This is a genomic window from Streptomyces sp. NPDC030840, assembly GCF_055572015.1.
This window is the reverse complement of record NZ_JBVIEE010000008.1, coordinates 308,275-324,390: the sequence shown is the minus strand read 5'-3', so window position 1 is coordinate 324,390 and position 16,116 is coordinate 308,275. Positions and strand designations below refer to the sequence as shown.

General features: G+C 71.6%; 18 protein-coding genes and 1 pseudogene. 12 read left to right on the top strand and 7 right to left on the bottom strand.

The genetic code is table 11. The features are described from left to right. Nucleotides 1-224 precede the first annotated feature (224 nt). On the top strand, nt 225-1,235 hold the full coding sequence (locus tag ACZ49J_RS20275; protein WP_467449699.1) for a sugar ABC transporter substrate-binding protein: 1,011 nt from the start codon (nt 225-227) through the stop codon (nt 1,233-1,235). A 27-nt stretch (nt 1,236-1,262) separates the two neighbouring features. Here ACZ49J_RS20275 and ACZ49J_RS20270 read toward each other — a convergent pair whose 3' ends face one another. The 3 genes and pseudogenes from ACZ49J_RS20270 to ACZ49J_RS20260 all read right to left on the bottom strand — a co-directional run. After that, a complete protein-coding gene (locus ACZ49J_RS20270; RefSeq protein WP_467449783.1) occupies nt 1,263-2,264 on the bottom strand; it encodes a LacI family DNA-binding transcriptional regulator in 1,002 nt (333 codons plus the stop codon). 163 nt (nt 2,265-2,427) lie between these two features. Beyond that, nucleotides 2,428-3,420, bottom strand: coding sequence for an alpha/beta fold hydrolase (locus tag ACZ49J_RS20265; protein WP_467449697.1), 993 nt, complete (start codon nt 3,418-3,420; stop codon nt 2,428-2,430). A gap of 68 nt (nt 3,421-3,488) precedes the next feature. Then, a pseudogene (locus tag ACZ49J_RS20260) lies at nt 3,489-3,749 on the bottom strand (sugar-binding transcriptional regulator); the annotation flags it as partial. 87 nt (nt 3,750-3,836) lie between these two features. On the opposite strand from ACZ49J_RS20260, the gene ACZ49J_RS20255 reads away from it, so the two are divergent. Together ACZ49J_RS20255 and ACZ49J_RS20250 are read left to right on the top strand one after the other, a co-directional pair. Then, nucleotides 3,837-4,151, top strand: a complete 315-nt coding sequence (locus ACZ49J_RS20255) for a hypothetical protein (RefSeq protein ID WP_467449696.1) — start codon at nt 3,837-3,839, stop codon at nt 4,149-4,151. Nucleotides 4,152-4,242: 91 nt separating this feature from the next. After that, on the top strand, nt 4,243-5,697 hold the full coding sequence (locus ACZ49J_RS20250; protein ID WP_467449694.1) for a glyceraldehyde-3-phosphate dehydrogenase: 1,455 nt from the start codon (nt 4,243-4,245) through the stop codon (nt 5,695-5,697). 234 nt (nt 5,698-5,931) lie between these two features. Here the strand turns inward: ACZ49J_RS20250 and ACZ49J_RS20245 are convergent, their stop codons facing one another. Further along, complete coding sequence (locus ACZ49J_RS20245) at nt 5,932-6,123, bottom strand: hypothetical protein (RefSeq protein ID WP_467449693.1); 192 nt, start codon at nt 6,121-6,123, stop codon at nt 5,932-5,934. A 163-nt stretch (nt 6,124-6,286) separates the two neighbouring features. On the opposite strand from ACZ49J_RS20245, the gene ACZ49J_RS20240 reads away from it, so the two are divergent. From ACZ49J_RS20240 to ACZ49J_RS20225, 4 genes are read left to right on the top strand one after another with little or no spacing between them, the layout of a single operon-like run. Then, on the top strand, nt 6,287-7,225 hold the full coding sequence (locus ACZ49J_RS20240; protein ID WP_467449690.1) for an ABC transporter ATP-binding protein: 939 nt from the start codon (nt 6,287-6,289) through the stop codon (nt 7,223-7,225). Then, nucleotides 7,225-8,073, top strand: coding sequence for an ABC transporter permease (locus ACZ49J_RS20235; protein ID WP_467449689.1), 849 nt, complete (start codon nt 7,225-7,227; stop codon nt 8,071-8,073). The genes ACZ49J_RS20240 and ACZ49J_RS20235 overlap by 1 nt, the downstream gene beginning before the upstream one ends. A gap of 25 nt (nt 8,074-8,098) precedes the next feature. After that, nucleotides 8,099-9,439 (top strand): sensor histidine kinase, encoded by a 1,341-nt coding sequence (locus ACZ49J_RS20230; RefSeq protein WP_467449688.1) that lies wholly within the window; start codon nt 8,099-8,101, stop codon nt 9,437-9,439. After that, nucleotides 9,436-10,104, top strand: coding sequence for a response regulator (locus tag ACZ49J_RS20225; protein WP_467449687.1), 669 nt, complete (start codon nt 9,436-9,438; stop codon nt 10,102-10,104). The genes ACZ49J_RS20230 and ACZ49J_RS20225 overlap by 4 nt, the downstream gene beginning before the upstream one ends. A 175-nt stretch (nt 10,105-10,279) precedes the next feature. On the opposite strand, the gene ACZ49J_RS20220 is transcribed toward ACZ49J_RS20225, so the two are convergent. Beyond that, nucleotides 10,280-11,095: a LysR family substrate-binding domain-containing protein gene (locus ACZ49J_RS20220; RefSeq protein WP_467449686.1), complete on the bottom strand. Its 816-nt coding sequence runs from the start codon at nt 11,093-11,095 to the stop codon at nt 10,280-10,282. Between the two features lie 159 nt (nt 11,096-11,254). Here ACZ49J_RS20220 and ACZ49J_RS20215 point away from each other — a divergent pair, with 159 nt between their 5' ends. Next, nucleotides 11,255-11,659, top strand: coding sequence for a DUF5997 family protein (locus tag ACZ49J_RS20215; RefSeq protein WP_467449685.1), 405 nt, complete (start codon nt 11,255-11,257; stop codon nt 11,657-11,659). Between the two features lie 129 nt (nt 11,660-11,788). On the opposite strand, the gene ACZ49J_RS20210 is transcribed toward ACZ49J_RS20215, so the two are convergent. Further along, nucleotides 11,789-12,388: a DUF998 domain-containing protein gene (locus tag ACZ49J_RS20210; RefSeq protein WP_467449684.1), complete on the bottom strand. Its 600-nt coding sequence runs from the start codon at nt 12,386-12,388 to the stop codon at nt 11,789-11,791. A 171-nt stretch (nt 12,389-12,559) separates the two neighbouring features. Here ACZ49J_RS20210 and ACZ49J_RS20205 point away from each other — a divergent pair, with 171 nt between their 5' ends. Both ACZ49J_RS20205 and ACZ49J_RS20200 read left to right on the top strand, forming a co-directional pair. Further along, nucleotides 12,560-12,730, top strand: coding sequence for a hypothetical protein (locus ACZ49J_RS20205; protein WP_467449682.1), 171 nt, complete (start codon nt 12,560-12,562; stop codon nt 12,728-12,730). A 226-nt stretch (nt 12,731-12,956) separates the two neighbouring features. Continuing rightward, the gene (locus tag ACZ49J_RS20200; protein WP_467449681.1) at nt 12,957-13,412 is read left to right on the top strand and encodes a tautomerase family protein; all 456 of its coding nucleotides are present in this window, start codon (nt 12,957-12,959) and stop codon (nt 13,410-13,412) included. A gap of 168 nt (nt 13,413-13,580) precedes the next feature. Here the strand turns inward: ACZ49J_RS20200 and ACZ49J_RS20195 are convergent, their stop codons facing one another. Then, on the bottom strand, nt 13,581-14,171 hold the full coding sequence (locus ACZ49J_RS20195; RefSeq protein ID WP_467449680.1) for a TetR/AcrR family transcriptional regulator: 591 nt from the start codon (nt 14,169-14,171) through the stop codon (nt 13,581-13,583). A 141-nt stretch (nt 14,172-14,312) separates the two neighbouring features. Here ACZ49J_RS20195 and ACZ49J_RS20190 point away from each other — a divergent pair, with 141 nt between their 5' ends. Together ACZ49J_RS20190 and ACZ49J_RS20185 are read left to right on the top strand one after the other, a co-directional pair. After that, nucleotides 14,313-14,744: a tautomerase family protein gene (locus tag ACZ49J_RS20190; protein WP_467449679.1), complete on the top strand. Its 432-nt coding sequence runs from the start codon at nt 14,313-14,315 to the stop codon at nt 14,742-14,744. Further along, nucleotides 14,737-15,747, top strand: coding sequence for a zinc-dependent alcohol dehydrogenase (locus tag ACZ49J_RS20185; RefSeq protein WP_467449677.1), 1,011 nt, complete (start codon nt 14,737-14,739; stop codon nt 15,745-15,747). Before ACZ49J_RS20190 ends, ACZ49J_RS20185 begins: the two co-directional genes overlap by 8 nt. Nucleotides 15,748-16,116 lie beyond the last annotated feature (369 nt).

Below are 16,116 nucleotides of genomic sequence, written 5' to 3'. Positions count from 1 at the left end.
AAAGTCAGGACAAACCTGTTGACAAGCCCTGTGGACGGCTGGATAGTACCTGCCACTAGAGCGCGCTAATAAAGCGCTCCAGTGACCCAGAACAGGTGGTCCGCACCCATGCGCCCCCCGGGTGGGGGGTGCTTGGTCATGTTGCTCGGGACCCGGCCTCCGGACCCCGGCCCTCTTTCCCACCTGACCCGCCACCCTGAACCGCACAGCGAGGTGCAACAGACATGCGCAGACACCACCGAGCGCGCGCCGCCACCCTCACCGCCACCGTTCTCGCCGGCACGCTGCTCGCGGCGGGCTGCTCCAGCGATTCGGGGGGCAAGAAGTCCGAGGAGGGCGGCGCGGACGCCTCGGCTGGCAAGGCGAACACCCCCCGCATGACGGTGGCCATGATCACGCACGCGGCCCCCGGCGACACCTTCTGGGACCTCATCCGCAAGGGCGCCCAGGCCGCCGCGGCCAAGGACAACATCAAGCTCGTGTACTCCAGCGACCCCAACGCCGGCAACCAGGCGAACCTCGTGCAGAACGCGATCGACCAGAAGGTCGACGGCATCGCGCTCACCGCGGCCAAGCCGGACGCCATGAAGGACGTCGTGGCCAAGGCCGAGGCAGCCGGCATCCCTGTCGTCGGCTTCAACTCCGGCCTGGACAACTGGAAGGAACTCGGCATGCTCGAGTACTTCGGCCAGGACGAGAACATCGCGGGCCAGGCCTTCGGCGAGCGGCTCAACGAACTCGGCGCCAAGAACGCCCTCTGCGTCGTCCAGGAACAGGGGCACGTCGCCCTGGAGGCGCGCTGCGCGGGACTGAAGAAGGGCTTCGAGGGCAAGACGCAGAACCTGTACGTCAACGGCACGGACATGCCGTCCGTGAAGTCGACGATCACGGCCAAGCTCAAGCAGGACAGCTCCATCGACCAGGTGGTCACCCTCGGCGCCCCGTTCGCGCTGACCGCGGTGCAGTCGGTGTCCGACTCGGGCGGCAAGGCGGAGGTCGCGACGTTCGACCTCAACAAGGACCTGGTGAAGGCGGTCGAGGACGGCCAGGTCGAGTTCGCCGTCGACCAGCAGCCCTACCTGCAGGGCTACCTCGCCGTCGACTCCCTGTGGCTGTACCGGACGAACGGCAACTTCAGCGGCGGAGGCACCGCCCCGGTGCTCACCGGTCCGGCCTTCGTCACCAAGGACAACGTCGCCGACATCGCCAAGTTCGCCGCGAAGGGGACTCGATAGCCGTAGGGGCGGATCTCGCGGGAGGCGTCAGACCGCTGCTTCCGGGACCGGCCCGCTGGTGCCGCGTACCACCAGCTTCGGTTCCACGACCGCCTCCCGCGGCTCCCTCCCCTCGTCCTCCAGGCGCTCCACGGCGAACCGCACCGCGTGCTCCGCCATGAGGGACGCGTCCTGGCGGACGGTGGTCAGGCCGATCGGCATCAGGTGGGAGAGGTGGCTGTCGTCGTAACCGACGACCGACATGTCGCGCGGGACCTCGACGCCCGCCCGGGTCAGCGCCATCAACAGCCCCCACGCGCACCGGTCGTTGCCCGCGAGGACGGCGGTCGGCAGCGGCCGGCCGCCGTCCCGCTCGCTCAGCAGCAGGTCACCCGCCTCGATGCCCGACTGTTCGGTGTGGTCGCCGGGGATCACCCGCAGCTCGGACTCCAGCCCGTGGCGCCGCATCGCGGCCCGGTAGGCGCGCCGCCGGTCCGCCGAACCGGGCCCCTGACCGCCGTCGATGTGCACGATCCGGCGGTGCCCCAGCTCCACGAGGTGGTCCATGGCCTGCCGTACGCCCTTGCCCTCGGCCGAGTGCACGAAGTCGACGTGGGCCTGCGGCACCCGGCGGCTCACCGAGACGGCGACCGTCCGGCGGCCGAGCGCGTCGAGGTACGCGGGCTCGGCGTCGGGACCCAGCAGGATGACCGCCTCGCAGCGGTGGCTGAGCAGCGCCTCGATGGCCTTGGCCTCTTCGCGGCTCTGAGTGGCGGCGGAGAGCAGGACGTCGTAGCCGAGCCGTTCGGCTTCGGGGTAGATGCCCGCGATGAGGTTGGTGTGGAACGTCTGGTGGACGGTGAACATCACGCCGAGCGTGCGGCTGCGGCCGCGGGCCAGTAGCCGGGCCGCGTTGTCGGGGCGGTAGCCGATCTCGTCGGCGACGCGCAGGACACGCTCGCGGGTCTCCCGGCTCGCGCCGGGCTGGTCGCGGAACACGATCGAGACCAGCGCCCGGGAGACGCCCGCCTTGGCGGCGACGTCCGCCATCGTGGGCCGCTGCCTGCCCGGAACACCCACCTGTGAACCACCCTTCGACGGCGCCCACCTTACGGGTGGTCTCCACTCCCCCGGCAACACGGTGTTGACACCACTTATGAGCAGAGGTTCATCGTACTCGGCTGGAGCGCGCCAATAGAGCGCACCAGACGGCTCAACGCGGACGGCCCGCGACGTTGTCGAGGAAGTCGAGCAGGGCGGCGTTGACTTCCGCCGGGCGCTCCTGCTGCGTCCAGTGTCCGCAGCCCGGCAGGGTGATGTCGGCGTGCAGCAAGGGAGCGATCCTGCCCAGTGAGGCGCGCAGCCGGTCCGCGCCCCGCAGCGATGTGACCATGTCGCGGTCGCCCACCACGTACAGGGCGGGAACCTCGATCCGGCGGCCCTTGAAGGGCGCGAGCAGTTCGCTGTTGCGCTCGATGTTGCGGTACCAGTTGAGGCCGCCGGTGAAGGCCCGTTCGCCGTGGCGGGCGAAGTCGTCGGCGTAGGCCCGGATGTCGTCCTCGGTCAGCCAGTCCGGCAGGGCGGGCGGTTCGGGCAGGGCATCGAGGAGGCCCCGGCCTTCGGGTATGACCCACGGACGGGGCCGGGTGGTGTCCGGGTTGTCGCCGGAGGCCCCGTACAGGACGCGGCGGAGGGACTCCGGGATGTCCTTGGCCAACTCGGCGTCGGCGGGCCCCGGCTGCTGGAAGCGGATCTGGTAGAAGCCTTCGCCGTAGACCTCACGGGTGATCGAGGGCGGGACGCCGCCGGCGGGCAGGACGGGCAGGACACTGAGTCCGGCGACGGCCCGCACGAGGTCCGGACGCAGCATGGCCGTGACCCAGGCGACGGGGGCGCCCCAGTCGTGGCCCACGAGGACGGCCTGCTCCTCCCCCAGTTCGCGGATCAGACCGACCACGTCGCCGACCAGATGGAGCAGGGTGTAGGAGCTGATGTCCTCCGGCTGCTCGCTGCGGGCGTAGCCGCGCTGGTCGGGCGCCACCACCCGGTACCCGGCCTCGGCCAGGGGCGTGAACTGGTGACGCCAGGAGTACCAGCTCTCGGGCCAGCCGTGCAGCAGCACGACCAGCGGGCCCTGGCCCTGCTCCGCGATGTGCAGCCGGACCCCGTTGACGTCGATGTGGCGGTGAATCGGTGTACTGCTCATGGAAACCTCCCTGCCCTGTGCAGCGTCTCCGAAGACAGCTGTGTCACGTCGCACACTCCGCGCGTCGGTTACCGCGCTATCGGGCCCCGGGCCTGTTCCCCGGTCCCGGGCGGGCCGGCCGGGACCCGGGCGGGGAGCGGGGCCCGGGCCAGGGCGCTGTCGCAGATCAGCACGTGGCCGGTGCCGCTGCGCGGGGCGCCCAGCACGCCGCGCGCCTTCTCCGCCCCGGCGACGCGCGGGATCCGGGACAGCTGGTCGAGGGACACGGCCAGCACCCGGTCCTCGACCGGGCCGGGGATCGCCCTTACCCGGGCGTCGAAGAAGCGGGCGCAGAGGTCACCGCATTATGCACATGTGTGCACGCAGGAGATGGGCGGGCACCGGGCGCACCCGCGCACCCGAAGAAGGAGCCGGCAATGACCGAGACCCAGACGGAGACCGCGTATCTGGAGTGCACCTGCGGTGGAGAGCGACTTCATCGGCTCACCTACGTCCACGGCTGCCTGCTGACGATCGTCTGCGACATCTGCGGGAAGACCACGACGATGCCCAGGGAACTGGTCATGGGCCAGTACGCCCGCGACTTCCGCGACCGCCTGGGCCGGCTGCCCGCGCGGCTCCGGTCCGACGCGCGCGACCATCCGGTGCGCTTCTCCATCGGCCTGCCGGGCAAGGCCATCAACAAATTAGGCCAAGTCCTGCAGGAGACAAGACTGATCGCCCGCACCTGAGCTGCGGCGACCGCAGGCACGGCACCCCGTTGAACAGTCAAAACGACGTACGGCTAGCATATGAGCGCCGCCTAGCTCGAAAGATAAGCCTGTGACTGCCAACGAGGACTCGTTCACCAACTGGAATACCCGCGAGGAGATCGCGGAGTCGATGATCCCGATGATCGGGAAGCTGCACCGCGAGCGGGACGTCACGGTCCTGCTGCACAGCCGCTCCCTGGTGAACAAGTCGGTGGTCAGCATCCTCAAGACCCACCGTTTCGCCCGGCAGATCGCCGGTGAGGAACTGTCGGTCACCGAAACCCTGCCGTTCCTGCGGGCCCTCACCACCCTCGATCTCGGTCCGTCCCAGATCGACCTGGGCATGCTCGCCACCACCTACCAGGCCGACGACCGCGGACTGTCGGTCGAGGAGTTCACCGCCGAGGCCGTCGCCGGGGCCACCGGTGCCAACAAGATCGAGCGTGGCGAGGGGCGCGACGTCGTCCTGTACGGCTTCGGCCGGATCGGCCGCCTCGTCGCCCGCCTGCTGATCGAGAAGGCGGGCTCCGGCAACGGTCTGCGCCTGCGGGCCATCGTCGTCCGCGGCGGCGGGGGGCGGGCCTCCGAGGATCTCGTCAAGCGCGCCTCACTGCTGCGCCGCGACTCCATCCACGGCCAGTTCCAGGGCACGATCACCGTCGACGAGACGAGCAGCACGATCGTCGCCAACGGCAACGAGATCCGGGTGATCTACGCGAGCGACCCGTCCGAGGTCGACTACACGGCGTACGGCATCAAGAACGCCATCCTCATCGACAACACCGGCAAGTGGCGCGACCGCGAGGGGCTGTCCCAGCATCTGCGCCCCGGTATCGACAAGGTCGTCCTGACCGCGCCGGGCAAGGGCGACGTCCCCAACATCGTCCACGGCGTCAACCACGACACGGTCAAGCCGGACGAGCAGATCCTGTCCTGCGCGTCCTGCACCACCAACGCGATCGTCCCGCCGCTGAAGGCGATGGCCGACGAGTACGGCGTTCTGCGCGGCCACGTGGAGACCGTCCACTCGTTCACCAACGACCAGAACCTGCTGGACAACTACCACAAGGCCGACCGCCGCGGCCGCTCGGCGCCGCTGAACATGGTCATCACCGAGACGGGCGCCGCCTCGGCCGTCGCCAAGGCGCTGCCCGACCTCAAGGCGCCGATCACCGGCAGCTCCATCCGCGTCCCGGTGCCGGACGTGTCGATCGCGATCCTCAGCCTGCGGCTCGGGCGCGAGACCACTCGCGAGGAGGTCCTGGAATACCTCCGCGACGTCTCGCTGACCTCGCCGCTCAAGCGCCAGATCGACTTCACCACGGCCCCCGACGCGGTGTCGAGCGACTTCATCGGCTCGCGTCACGCCTCGATCGTCGACGCCGGCGCCACCAAGGTCGACGGCGACAACGCGATCCTCTACCTCTGGTACGACAACGAGTTCGGCTACTCCTGCCAGGTCATCCGTGTCGTCCAGCACGTCTCCGGGGTGGAGTACCCCACATACCCGGCCCCGGCGGTCTGATCACGGCGGCCGGCCCTCGACGCTCTGTCGCGCGGAGGGCCGGCCGGTCCACGAGGGCGTGACGCGCCGAACCCTGACGGGCGCAACCGGGCGTCAAGAGGGTCAGCCGCGTGCGCGGGAGTTCCGCGATGTGTCCGACGTACGGTGCCGGGAAGTCGTCCTCACCGGCCGGGGACTCCGCCCCTGCCCGGCGCTCCGTGCCGGGGCTCACCCCGGTCGGCGCGAGCGCGGCGATCAGTGTGGGCGTCTCGCCGTCCGCCCGCCGCCCCGGTCACCGCGCGCGGGGCGTGCCTCGTCGCGCCCGGCGAACTCGGCGGCCGGCGCCGGGGGCAGCTGCGCCTGGGCTGCCGACAGGACGGCGGCCTCCTCGTCCTCGGCGTGCGCCACGGCATGGCGCGTCTGCCGGGGCCCTGTCTTCCGCGTCATCCCTGAGTCGCACGGACGCGGGCTGCCCGGTGGTACCGCGGTACCACCGGGGTACCGAAGATTCCCCCGCGGTCCCAGGGCTTCGACCGGCCCCGCTCATAACGTCGAACGCAGACGCCGCGGCGCTTCCGCGGCCGGATTCGAGGCGAGAGAGGCGACTTCCATGATCGAAGCGCGTGAGCTGACGAAGCGCTACGGGGACAAGACGGTCGTCGACCGGTTGAGCTTCACCGTGAAGCCGGGGGAGGTGACCGGGTTCCTGGGCCCCAACGGCGCGGGCAAGTCCACGACCATGCGCATGATCGTCGGCCTTGACTCCCCCACCGGCGGCTCGGTCACCGTCAACGGCGCGTCGTACGCCGAGCACACCGCACCGTTGCAGGAGATCGGCACCCTGCTGGAAGCCAAGTCCGTCCACCCGGGGCGTACCGCGTTCAACCACCTGATGGCGCTCGCGCACACCCACGGCATCCCGCGCCGCAGGGTGGACGAGGTCATCGAGCTGGCCGGGCTGACCAGCGTGGCCGGCAAGCGCGTGGGCGGCTTCTCCCTCGGCATGGGCCAGCGGCTCGGCATCGCCTCCGCCCTGCTCGGTGACCCGGCGATCGTCATGCTCGACGAACCGGTCAACGGCCTCGACCCCGAGGGCGTGCTGTGGGTGCGCACCCTCCTGCGTGCGCTGGCCGACGAGGGCCGCGCGGTGATGCTCTCCTCCCACCTGATGGCAGAGACCGCGCTGATCGCCGACCACCTGGTGATCATCGGGCGCGGCCGGCTGCTCGCCGACACCACGGTCGACGACTTCACCCGTGACGCCGGCGGCGCCGGCGTGAAGGTCGCCAGCACCGAGGCCGGGAGGCTGCGTTCCCTGCTGGCCGGCCCGGACGTCACGATCAGTTCCGCGTCCGAGGAGGAACTGCTGGTCTCCGGACGTGACGCGCGCGAGATCGGGGCGATCGCCGCCCAGCACGGGGTGCCGCTGTACGAACTCACCCCGCAGGCCGTCTCCCTGGAGGCGGCGTTCATGGACCTCACCCGCGATGCCGTCGAGTACCAGAGTGCTCCCGCCGACACCGCCCGCCCGGACCGGAAGGCCGCCTGATGACTGTCACCAGCCTTACCCCCGCCGCTGCCTCTGCCCCTGTCCGCACGACGCGGTACAAGGTGACCGGGCTGCGGGTGCTGCGCTCGGAGTGGGCCAAGCTCTGGTCGCTGCGCTCCAGCTGGATCACCCTGGGTGTCGCCGTGTTCCTGTTGGTCCTCTTCGGGGCGATCGCCTCCTACACCTACAGTCCCGACGCCGTAGCGTCCGACGGACCCCCCGGTCCGGGGGGCGGCGGCGACAGCGACGCGGTCAGCCTGGCCCTGAGCGGCGTGTCCTTCGCTCAGCTGGCCATCGGCGTACTCGGGGTGCTGCTGGCCGCGGGCGAGTACACCACCGGCATGGTCCGCTCCACCCTCGCCGCGGTCCCGCGACGCCTGCCGGTCCTGTGGTCCAAGGCCGCCGTGATCGGTCCCATCGCCCTGGTCCTCACCACCATCGGCGCGCTGGCCGCGTTCCAGCTGGGCGCTCCGGGCCTGGACGGCGAGAAGATCGCACTCTCCCTGGGCGACGACGGCGTGCTGCGCAGCCTGGCGGGTGCCGGGATCTACCTCGGCCTCGTCGCCGTGTTCGGCGTCGCCCTCGGCGTGCTGATCCGCTCCTCCGCCGGGGCCATCGCCGCCCTCGTCGGCATCCTGCTCGTCCTCCCGGGTCTGGCCTCGCTGCTGCCCGACTCCTGGTACGACACCCTCAGCCCCTACTTCCCCAGCAACGCGGGCTCCGCCGTCTACGCCCTGCACGAGTCCTCCGACGCCCTCTCGCCGGGTGCCGGGCTCGCGGTCTTCGCCGGCTGGGTGGCACTGGCTCTCGCCGGGGCGGCGTTCCGGCTGGTCCGAACCGACGCCTGACCAGGACACCAGGACAATGGGGTCCATGAGCGCGGAACGCGCGGCAGCCGCCGCGAACACCGCCCGGGGGGCTGCGATCCCGGCGTCCCCCGGGCTCGACGCCGACTGGGGCCACCCGGTCCTCGGGCGCATGTGGCGCGGCCGGCAGGACCGGCAGCGCCTGGACCGCCGGCATCCCTGGGTCCTCGACACCGCGGTGGTTCTCGCCGTCGCTCTGATAAGCCTGCCCGACCTGCTCTCCGACACCAGCCACGGCCCCTTCGGGGAGGCCGTCCGCCATGGCCGGCTGCCGTCCGGTGTCCTGTACCTGTTCGCCGCGGCCCTCATCGTGCCCCTGTGGTGGCGGCGCAAGGCCCCCGCGGTCACCTTCTTCCTGCTCGCGTGCGTGAACCTCGTCCAGTGGTCGTTCGGGGTGTGGCAGCAGGCCGGCGTCAGCACGCTGATCGCCCTGTACTCCCTGGCTCTGCACGGTTCGCTGGGCGCGCTGGGCTGGGCCGCCGCGGTGACCGTCGCCGAGACGACGGTGGGGGTCCTGGTGCTGGTGGACACCGGGAATCCGCTGCGTGGCCTGTTCTTCCTGCTGGGGACGGCGACGGCGGCCATGGCCGTCGGCCTGACCCTGCGGATCAGCCGGATGTACCGGGCGGCGCTGGAGGACCGCGCCCGGCGTCTGGAGATCGAACGCGACCAGCGCGTCCGGCTCACCGCCGCCGCGGAGCGCTCCCGGGTCGCCCGCGAGATGCACGACATCGTGGGCCACAACCTCTCGGTCATGGTCAGCGTCGCCGACGGCGCCGCCACCCTAGCCACCAACCGGGGCGAACAGTCCGCCGAGGCCCTGCGCGTCCTCGGCGACACCGGCCGCCAGGCCATGAGCGAACTGCGCCGCGTGCTGGGCGTCCTGCGCGACGAACAGGACGACGCGGCGATGCTCAGCCCGCAGCCGGGCATCCGGGACCTGGAGCCCCTGCTGGCGCGGGTCCGCGCCGCGGGTGTGCCGGTGACCTACCGGACCATGGGCGACCCCGACGCCCTCGGCGACGGCGTGCAGCTCACCGTGTACCGCATCGTCCAGGAGTCACTGACCAACACCCTCAAGCACGCCGGGGCCGGCGCGTCCGCCGAGGTCACCCTCGCCGTCGAGGCGGGAGAAGTACGCGTCCGGGTCGCCGACACCGGCGGACCGCCAGAAGCCCCCCGGCGGCCGGAGGCGGCGGAGAACGACGGCCCCGGCCACGGTCTGGTCGGCATCCGGCAGCGGGCCGCCATGTACGGCGGGACCGTCGTCATCGGACCGCACGACACCGGCCACGGCTGGCTCGTCGACGTCGTGCTCGACGTACCAGCGGGAGAGCGACTGCCATGACCACCGTCCTCGTCGCCGACGACCAGCCTCTCCAGCGCATGGGCGTCCGCATGCTCCTGGAAGGCACCCCGGGCCTGGAACCGCTCGGCGAGGCGGAACACGGCGCCGAGGCCGTCCGCAAGGCCGCCGAACTCCGCCCGGACGTCGTCCTCATGGACATCCGCATGCCCGGTATGGACGGCATCGAGGCCACCCGCCGTATCGTCGCCTCCGGCGGCCGCACCCGCGTCCTCATCGTCACCACCTTCGATCTCGACGAGTACGCCCACGACGGCCTGCGCGCCGGCGCCAGCGGCTTCCTGCTCAAGGACGCCCGCCCCGAGGAACTCGTCGCGGGCATTCGCGCGGTCGCCTCCGGCGACGCCGTCGTGGCCCCGCGCCTGACCCGCCGGCTGCTCGACGCCTACGCCCACCGGGTGCTCGCGCCGGCCGGCGCCCCCGCTCCGGAGGACCCCCGGCTCCAGTCCCTCAGCGACCGCGAACGCGAGGTCCTCGTCGCTGTGGCCCAGGGCTGGACGAACACGGAGATCGCCGAGCGGCTCGTCCTCACCGAGTCCACCGTGAAGAAACACGTCGGACGTGTCCTCGCCAAGATCGGCGCGCGCGACCGCGTCCAGGCGGTGATCATGGCGTACGACGCCGGGCTGGTCAGGGCCAAGCCGTAACGCCGTCACCCGTACTCACGGTCCGTCATCCCGTGGGCGGGGCGCAGACGGGCGGCCTGGGGCCCCCGTTCGAGGAACTGGCGACGGCGCCGGGCATCGGGGGCCGGGGGGAAGTAGGAGGGCTCACGTCACGGACGTCACGCCCGTGTTGGGCTGCCGTCAGCGGCGACGCTCCTCACCGGTGGCGCGGCCTTCCGCGCCGGCCGCCCCGGGAGCCGCCGGAACGGCTGGAGCCGCTGGAGCCGCCCCCTGTCTTCCTGGTCCCGCGGCTCGCGTTTCCCGCCCCGTCGGTCTTCTTGCCGCTCGTGGCCCCTGCCCCGGGCTTCCGCCGTGCGCGGTCCGCGTCGGGGCGCCCGCGCTCCGTCTGTGCGGTGTTCGCGGCGCGCCCTCGTGTGCTGTTGACGGTCCGTCCCCGGACGATTCCGATGAAGTCCTCGACCAGATCGGTCGTCGCGTCCTCGGGCCATGACAGCGCGACGCTCGACTGTGGTGCGTCCAGGAGCGGCCGGTACGTGAGATCCCGGCGGTGGTACAGGCGGGCCAGGGACTGGGGGACGACGAGGAGACCCACGCCTGCCGCCACGAGTTCGATGGCGTCGGCCGTCGTGGCGGGGCGTTCGAGGGCGGGACGCCCCGGCGGCTCGTCCCAGCCGAGGACGTCGTCGAGCGGGTGGAACACGACCTCCTCGGCGATGTCCTCGGCCGACACCTCGTCCACCGCTGTCGCGAGGTGGTCCTTGGGAACGACCACCACGGTGGTCTCGGTGTAGAGGGGGATCGCGCTGAAGACCGTACGGTCGACCGGCAGCCGCAGCAGCGCCGCGTCCGCCGTCCCGCTCCGCAACGCGTCCGCCGCTTCCGCGTCCGGCACGGGGACGAGGGTCAGCGGGACGTCGGGGAGGCGCTCGTTCCAGGTCCGCACCCACTTGGAGGGCGTCACCCCCGGGACGTACGCGAGCCGGAACGAAGGGGATGCTTCCGAACCTGTCACCCGGCCAGGTTACCGGTCGCCGGACGAGGTCTCGCCAACAGGCGCCTCAGCTGCCCGGCTGACAGATGGTTCGCCGACCGCGTGCCTCACCGGCGGACAACCCACGGGCAGACGGCTCGGCGTCCCGGGGCCCGGTACACGGCCGATAGTCTGGACACCATGAAGTCGCACAAGAGCACCCAGACGATGAAGCCCGCGACCGCGGCGAAGAAGCTGGGTGTGTACCTCGAGGCCACCCCGGCCGAGTTCCAGGCCGGTGTCGTCTCACGCGCCGAGTTGAACGAGCTGCAGGCCGATCCACCCGAGTGGCTGCGGGAACTCAGGCGCGACGGCCCCCACCCGCGGCCGGTGGTCGCGGCGAAGCTGGGGGTGTCCATCTCGGGTCTCGCGCGCGGTGGGGTGACGGACCCCCTCACCACCGAGCAGATCCAGGCCTTGCTGACGGACCGGCCCGAATGGCTGGAGAAGGAACGCGCCACCCAGGCCGAGGTCCGCAGGGAAGCCGCACGCATCAAGCAGAAGAACGCCGGCCCCCGCCAAGAGGCCGGCGGACCGGGCGCCTGACGGCCAGCTCTCATCCCCGAGTCCTCACCCTCGGCTCCTGCTTTCCACTCCTGTCCCCCTCGGCTCCTGCTTCCTTCGGCTCCTGTCCCTTTTTCGCCGACCCGGCGGTGCGCCACCCGTCGGCACCGGTCACGTCAACCGTTGATCGTGGCGGGGGTGGAGGAGGCAGGAGGCGACGACCACGAACGGCCACACGGACTGGACGGACGCCACAACGCGTTCGGCGACACCGGCGGCACCGCGCACCTGCATCTCGAACAGGAACCACGCCGCGCCGACGCCCATCACCGCGGTCGCCACGAGGGAGGGCACGGGTCGCAGGCCCCACGGCGCGGCGCTGTCGCGCCGGGCGGCCAGGACCGGCCACACCGCCATGAGGGTGAATCCCGCCGCGGCGACGGAACCGTGGCGCAGGGAGCCCCCACTGACCGGCGCCGGGAACAGCGCCACCATCAGCGCCGCCACTCCGCCGCCCCCCAGCGCCACACGTCCGGGAAGCGCGGCGGCACGCAGCCCCCAGGCAGTCAGCAGGTAACAGGCACCCAGGGCGACCAGCGCTCCGGTCATCACCCAGAATCCCGCAGCGCCGTAGGCCCCCAGCACGCTGATGGTCTGGGTGACGGGGTCGTAGGCGGGCCCCTCGAGTGACCCCGCGATCACCCAGCCCGCGGCCAGCAGGACGGGCGCGCACCCGGACGGGAGCAGGGCCCATTTAGGCACAACTCGCATCAAGACACCGTAAATCACCCGACGAACCCGTCGCCTCGCACACACGCGGGTCCGGACGAGGCGAACGCCAGGCGTGACGACACCCCCTGCCACGGCATGTTTCAGCCGTCCGGCGGCGGGGAACCCGGTCGGCTCCAGGGAAGAGCGGTACCGGAAAGAAGATGAGGCGTCGTGAGCACGCATACGGCAGAGAAACTCGTGGTCCGGGAGACTGGCTGGGCGAAGGCCCGCCGTCAGCGCGGGAAGGGGCTGCGCACCTGCCTTCCCGCACTCGAGGTCCGGGGACTTCGCCGTACGGACGGCACCGGCGCGGACTCGAACATCGTCAGGGGCGAGGACTGACCGCTCGAACCACACCGCACACCGCGCGGGGCGCACCGGCGAAGGGAAGAACCAGGGGAAGGTGCCGGGTGGGCGGTCCGCGGAGGGCCGGCAGGGACAGGCGGAGCTGTCCCTGCCGGCCCTTCGCGTGTCTCCACCTCACTGGTATGACACTCGTTTTTGCCCGTGTACGATGCGACTATAACAGTTGTCATAGGAGGTTGCCGCGACCGTCATCACCGCGAACGTGCCGAAGGACCGTCTGAGTCCCGACCAGCGCCGCACCCTGGCCGAGACTCTGACGGACGCCGTCCTGGTGCCCGAGGTCGGCCGGTTCGCACCGGCCGCGCGACCCGGCTTCCAGGTGCACTTCGTGGAGCGCGAGCCGGACATGATGGCCATCGGAGGGCGCTTGCTGGCGGACACCGGCCAGGACCTCGACGTGATGGTCGTCGACGTGGCGGTCATGGACGGGGACCGGCCCCGGGAGGTCCGGGCCAAGGTCATCGAGCACATCCTGTCCGCACTGGCCGAGGCCTGCGGACTGCCGCAGCCGTCACCGTCCTGGTGGGTCGACTTCCGAGTCATCGAGGAAGGCAGCTGGGGCTCCGGCGGCGGCACCCTGTCCATCCTCTCCCTCCTGGCCAGCGGTGTGTTCACCGAGGAGAAGGCCCAGGCGATCCGCGCGGCGATCGACGCCTGAGACCCGCCATCGCCGAGGACGGCGCCGCGGCCTTGACACAGGCGGGGTGGTAGCGCTCCTCCGCCAGATCGACCACCCAGGGCATCCGGCGACCCTGGCGTGTGGCACGCTCAACGGGCCCCTCGCTCGGGGCGCGACTCGGCCCCACCACGCCGGAAGCCCTCGCCGTCAGGCCGGACGGCCCAGCGCACCGACGATCAGCGCTTCGAGCTGCTCCGCGACCTGGTCCAGGGCTCGCGCGCTGCGCCCGGCGCGGCACATGGCGGTGGCACCCTCGACCGACGCCACGACGAGTGCCGCGAGCCCCTCGGCCCGATCGGCGGCCACCCCGTGCGCCCGCAGCGAGTCGGCGAGCAACCGCTCCCAGCTCTCGAACGCCTCAGCTGCGGCGGCGAGGGCGGGCGGGACCTCATCCGCCGGCGGCTCCTCGACGGAGACGGCCAGCACAGGGCAGCCGGCCCGGAAGTCGCTCTCGACGACAATCCCCCGCCACAGGACCAGGAAGGCCCGGAGTCCGGCGAGCGGACCCGCGTCCAGTTCCTTGCGCAGAACGCGCGCGACCGCTCCACCCGCGTACCGCACCGCCTCGGTGGCCAGTTGCTGCTTACCCTCGGGGAAGTAGTGGTAGGTCGAGCCGAGCGGTCCGCCGGCGTGCCTGGCCAGCTCCCGGATGCTCGTCGCGTTCAGGCCCCGCCTGCTGATCATGTCCGCCGCACCGGCCACGATGCGCTCGCGCGACGGCGCGCTGGGTTTGGCCAAGGCCGCACTCCCCTCTGAACCTCTGAGACCGCTGAGACCTCTGGATCTCCGCGCCCTGGATATAACGCTCGTCATAGTCTAGCGTGACCTCCGGCTATAACGACCGTCATAGTCCGTGCACCGCCGAAAGGAGACCACGTCGTGCCGATGATCCGGCTCACCGTCCCGTCCGGTTCCTTGACCGAGGAAGGCCGCGGGACCGTCCAGCGTGAGCTGGCCGCCGTACTGCTGCGCTGGGAGGGAGCGCCCGACACCGCGTTCCTCCGGGCCCAGGCATGGAGCTACCTCGTCGAACTGCCCGAAGGGGCACAGACCACCGCGGAGGACGGCACGCCGCGGTTCCTGGTGGAGGTGACGGTCCCCCAGGGCGCCTTGTCGGAACGCCGCAAGGCCGGCCTGGTCGAGGACGCCACCAGGACCGTGCTCGATGCCGCCGGGCTTCCCCAGGCCGACGCCCTGCGCGTGTGGGTGCTGGTGCACGAGCAGCCGGACGGCACCTGGGGCGCCGGAGGTTCCGTCATCCGGTACGCCGATCTCGTCGCCCTGGCGAAGGAGCAGAACGCCGATGCGTGAACTGACCTATGTCGCCCGGCACACCGTCGAATGGCGCGAGGCACCCGACCCCACGCTCCGGTCCGGCCGGGAAGCGATCGTCGCCCCCGTGGCCGCCACTTCCTGCGACGTCGACTCCGCGATCCTCGCCGGACACGGCTTCATCGACCCGCCGTTCGCCCTCGGCCACGAGTGCGTGGCGCGGGTCGTCGAGACCGGCGACGCGGTGACGTCCGTGGCTCCGGGTGCCCTGGTGGTCGTGCCCTGGTCCATCAACTGCGGTACCTGCGACAACTGCCGCACCGGGCTGACCGCGCACTGCACGGCGGTCCCGCACATGGCCATGTACGGCGCCCCGATCGGCGGCGACTGGGGCGGCCTGTTCTCCGACCTGGTCCGCGTACCGTACGCGGACGCCATGCTCGTACCGCTGCCGGAAGGTCTGGACCCCGTCGCCATGGCGTCGGCCAGTGACAACTGGTCCCTTTCCTGGCGGTTGGTCGCGCCCCATCTGAAGGTCAAACCGTCGGCCCGCGTCCTGGTCGTCGCCCGGGGCAGCATCGGCCTGTACGTCTGTGACATCGCCCGAGCGCTCGGCGCCTCCGACGTGCTGTACGTCGACCCCGACCCCGAACACCGCAGGCTCGCCGAGGGTTACGGCGCCCGCACGGCCGAGACGGTCGAGCCCGTCCGGCACGGCTTCGACCTCGCCGTCGAGGCGACCGGCCGGGTCGACCAGCTCGCCCTCGCCGTCCAGTGCCTCGCCCCGGAGGGCATCTGCGAATCGGCGGGCAACCACTTCCGTTCCGGCGAACTGCCCCTGCTCGACATGTACCTCACCGGCGTCACCCTGCGCATCGCCCGTGACAACGTCCGGGGCCACATCCCCGACGCCATCGAACTCGCCCGCTCCGGCGACGTCGACCCCGCCGGGGTCGTCTCCCACGTCCTCGACTGGGAACAACTCCCTGACGCCCTCCCCGAGAAGCGCCTCAAGCCCGTCTTCGTACGCGACGGCGGCTGACCGAGCGCCCACGGCCCACCGGGCCCCGACCGAGAAACCCGGTGAACGCACGACGGACCCACACCCCGGCGCCCGACGCCGATCCCGTACGACCGACCGGAGATGAACTGGACCGCCGGAGGGCCGCGATCGCCGCACTCGGCCACGAGCTGCGGGCCCTGGTCGACGCCACCGTCCGCACCACGACCCCGGCCGAAGCCCTGCACCGCGTGGCGGACGGCGTCCGCCTGCTCACCGGGCAACTGACCGGCCGGGCGCGCGCACTGGCGGAGATACCGGCAGTGGACGAGTTCCCGGACGGGATACGGATGTACAGTCCCGTCACCGGAGCCGGCAGCCCCCTCGCCCCGCCCCTGCGCGTGGCTCCGG

Coding starts and splice junctions, on each gene's coding strand:
- ACZ49J_RS20245 (WP_467449693.1), bottom strand. CDS start 6,123: ATGACGCGGAAGACAGGGCCCCGGCAGACGCGCCATGCCGTGGCGCAC.
- ACZ49J_RS20185 (WP_467449677.1), top strand. CDS start 14,737: ATGCGTGAACTGACCTATGTCGCCCGGCACACCGTCGAATGGCGCGAG.
- ACZ49J_RS20210 (WP_467449684.1), bottom strand. CDS start 12,388: ATGCGAGTTGTGCCTAAATGGGCCCTGCTCCCGTCCGGGTGCGCGCCC.
- ACZ49J_RS20225 (WP_467449687.1), top strand. CDS start 9,436: ATGACCACCGTCCTCGTCGCCGACGACCAGCCTCTCCAGCGCATGGGC.
- ACZ49J_RS20265 (WP_467449697.1), bottom strand. CDS start 3,420: ATGAGCAGTACACCGATTCACCGCCACATCGACGTCAACGGGGTCCGG.
- ACZ49J_RS20235 (WP_467449689.1), top strand. CDS start 7,225: ATGACTGTCACCAGCCTTACCCCCGCCGCTGCCTCTGCCCCTGTCCGC.
- ACZ49J_RS20230 (WP_467449688.1), top strand. CDS start 8,099: ATGAGCGCGGAACGCGCGGCAGCCGCCGCGAACACCGCCCGGGGGGCT.
- ACZ49J_RS20215 (WP_467449685.1), top strand. CDS start 11,255: ATGAAGTCGCACAAGAGCACCCAGACGATGAAGCCCGCGACCGCGGCG.
- ACZ49J_RS20255 (WP_467449696.1), top strand. CDS start 3,837: ATGACCGAGACCCAGACGGAGACCGCGTATCTGGAGTGCACCTGCGGT.
- ACZ49J_RS20270 (WP_467449783.1), bottom strand. CDS start 2,264: ATGGCGGACGTCGCCGCCAAGGCGGGCGTCTCCCGGGCGCTGGTCTCG.
- ACZ49J_RS20240 (WP_467449690.1), top strand. CDS start 6,287: ATGATCGAAGCGCGTGAGCTGACGAAGCGCTACGGGGACAAGACGGTC.
- ACZ49J_RS20275 (WP_467449699.1), top strand. CDS start 225: ATGCGCAGACACCACCGAGCGCGCGCCGCCACCCTCACCGCCACCGTT.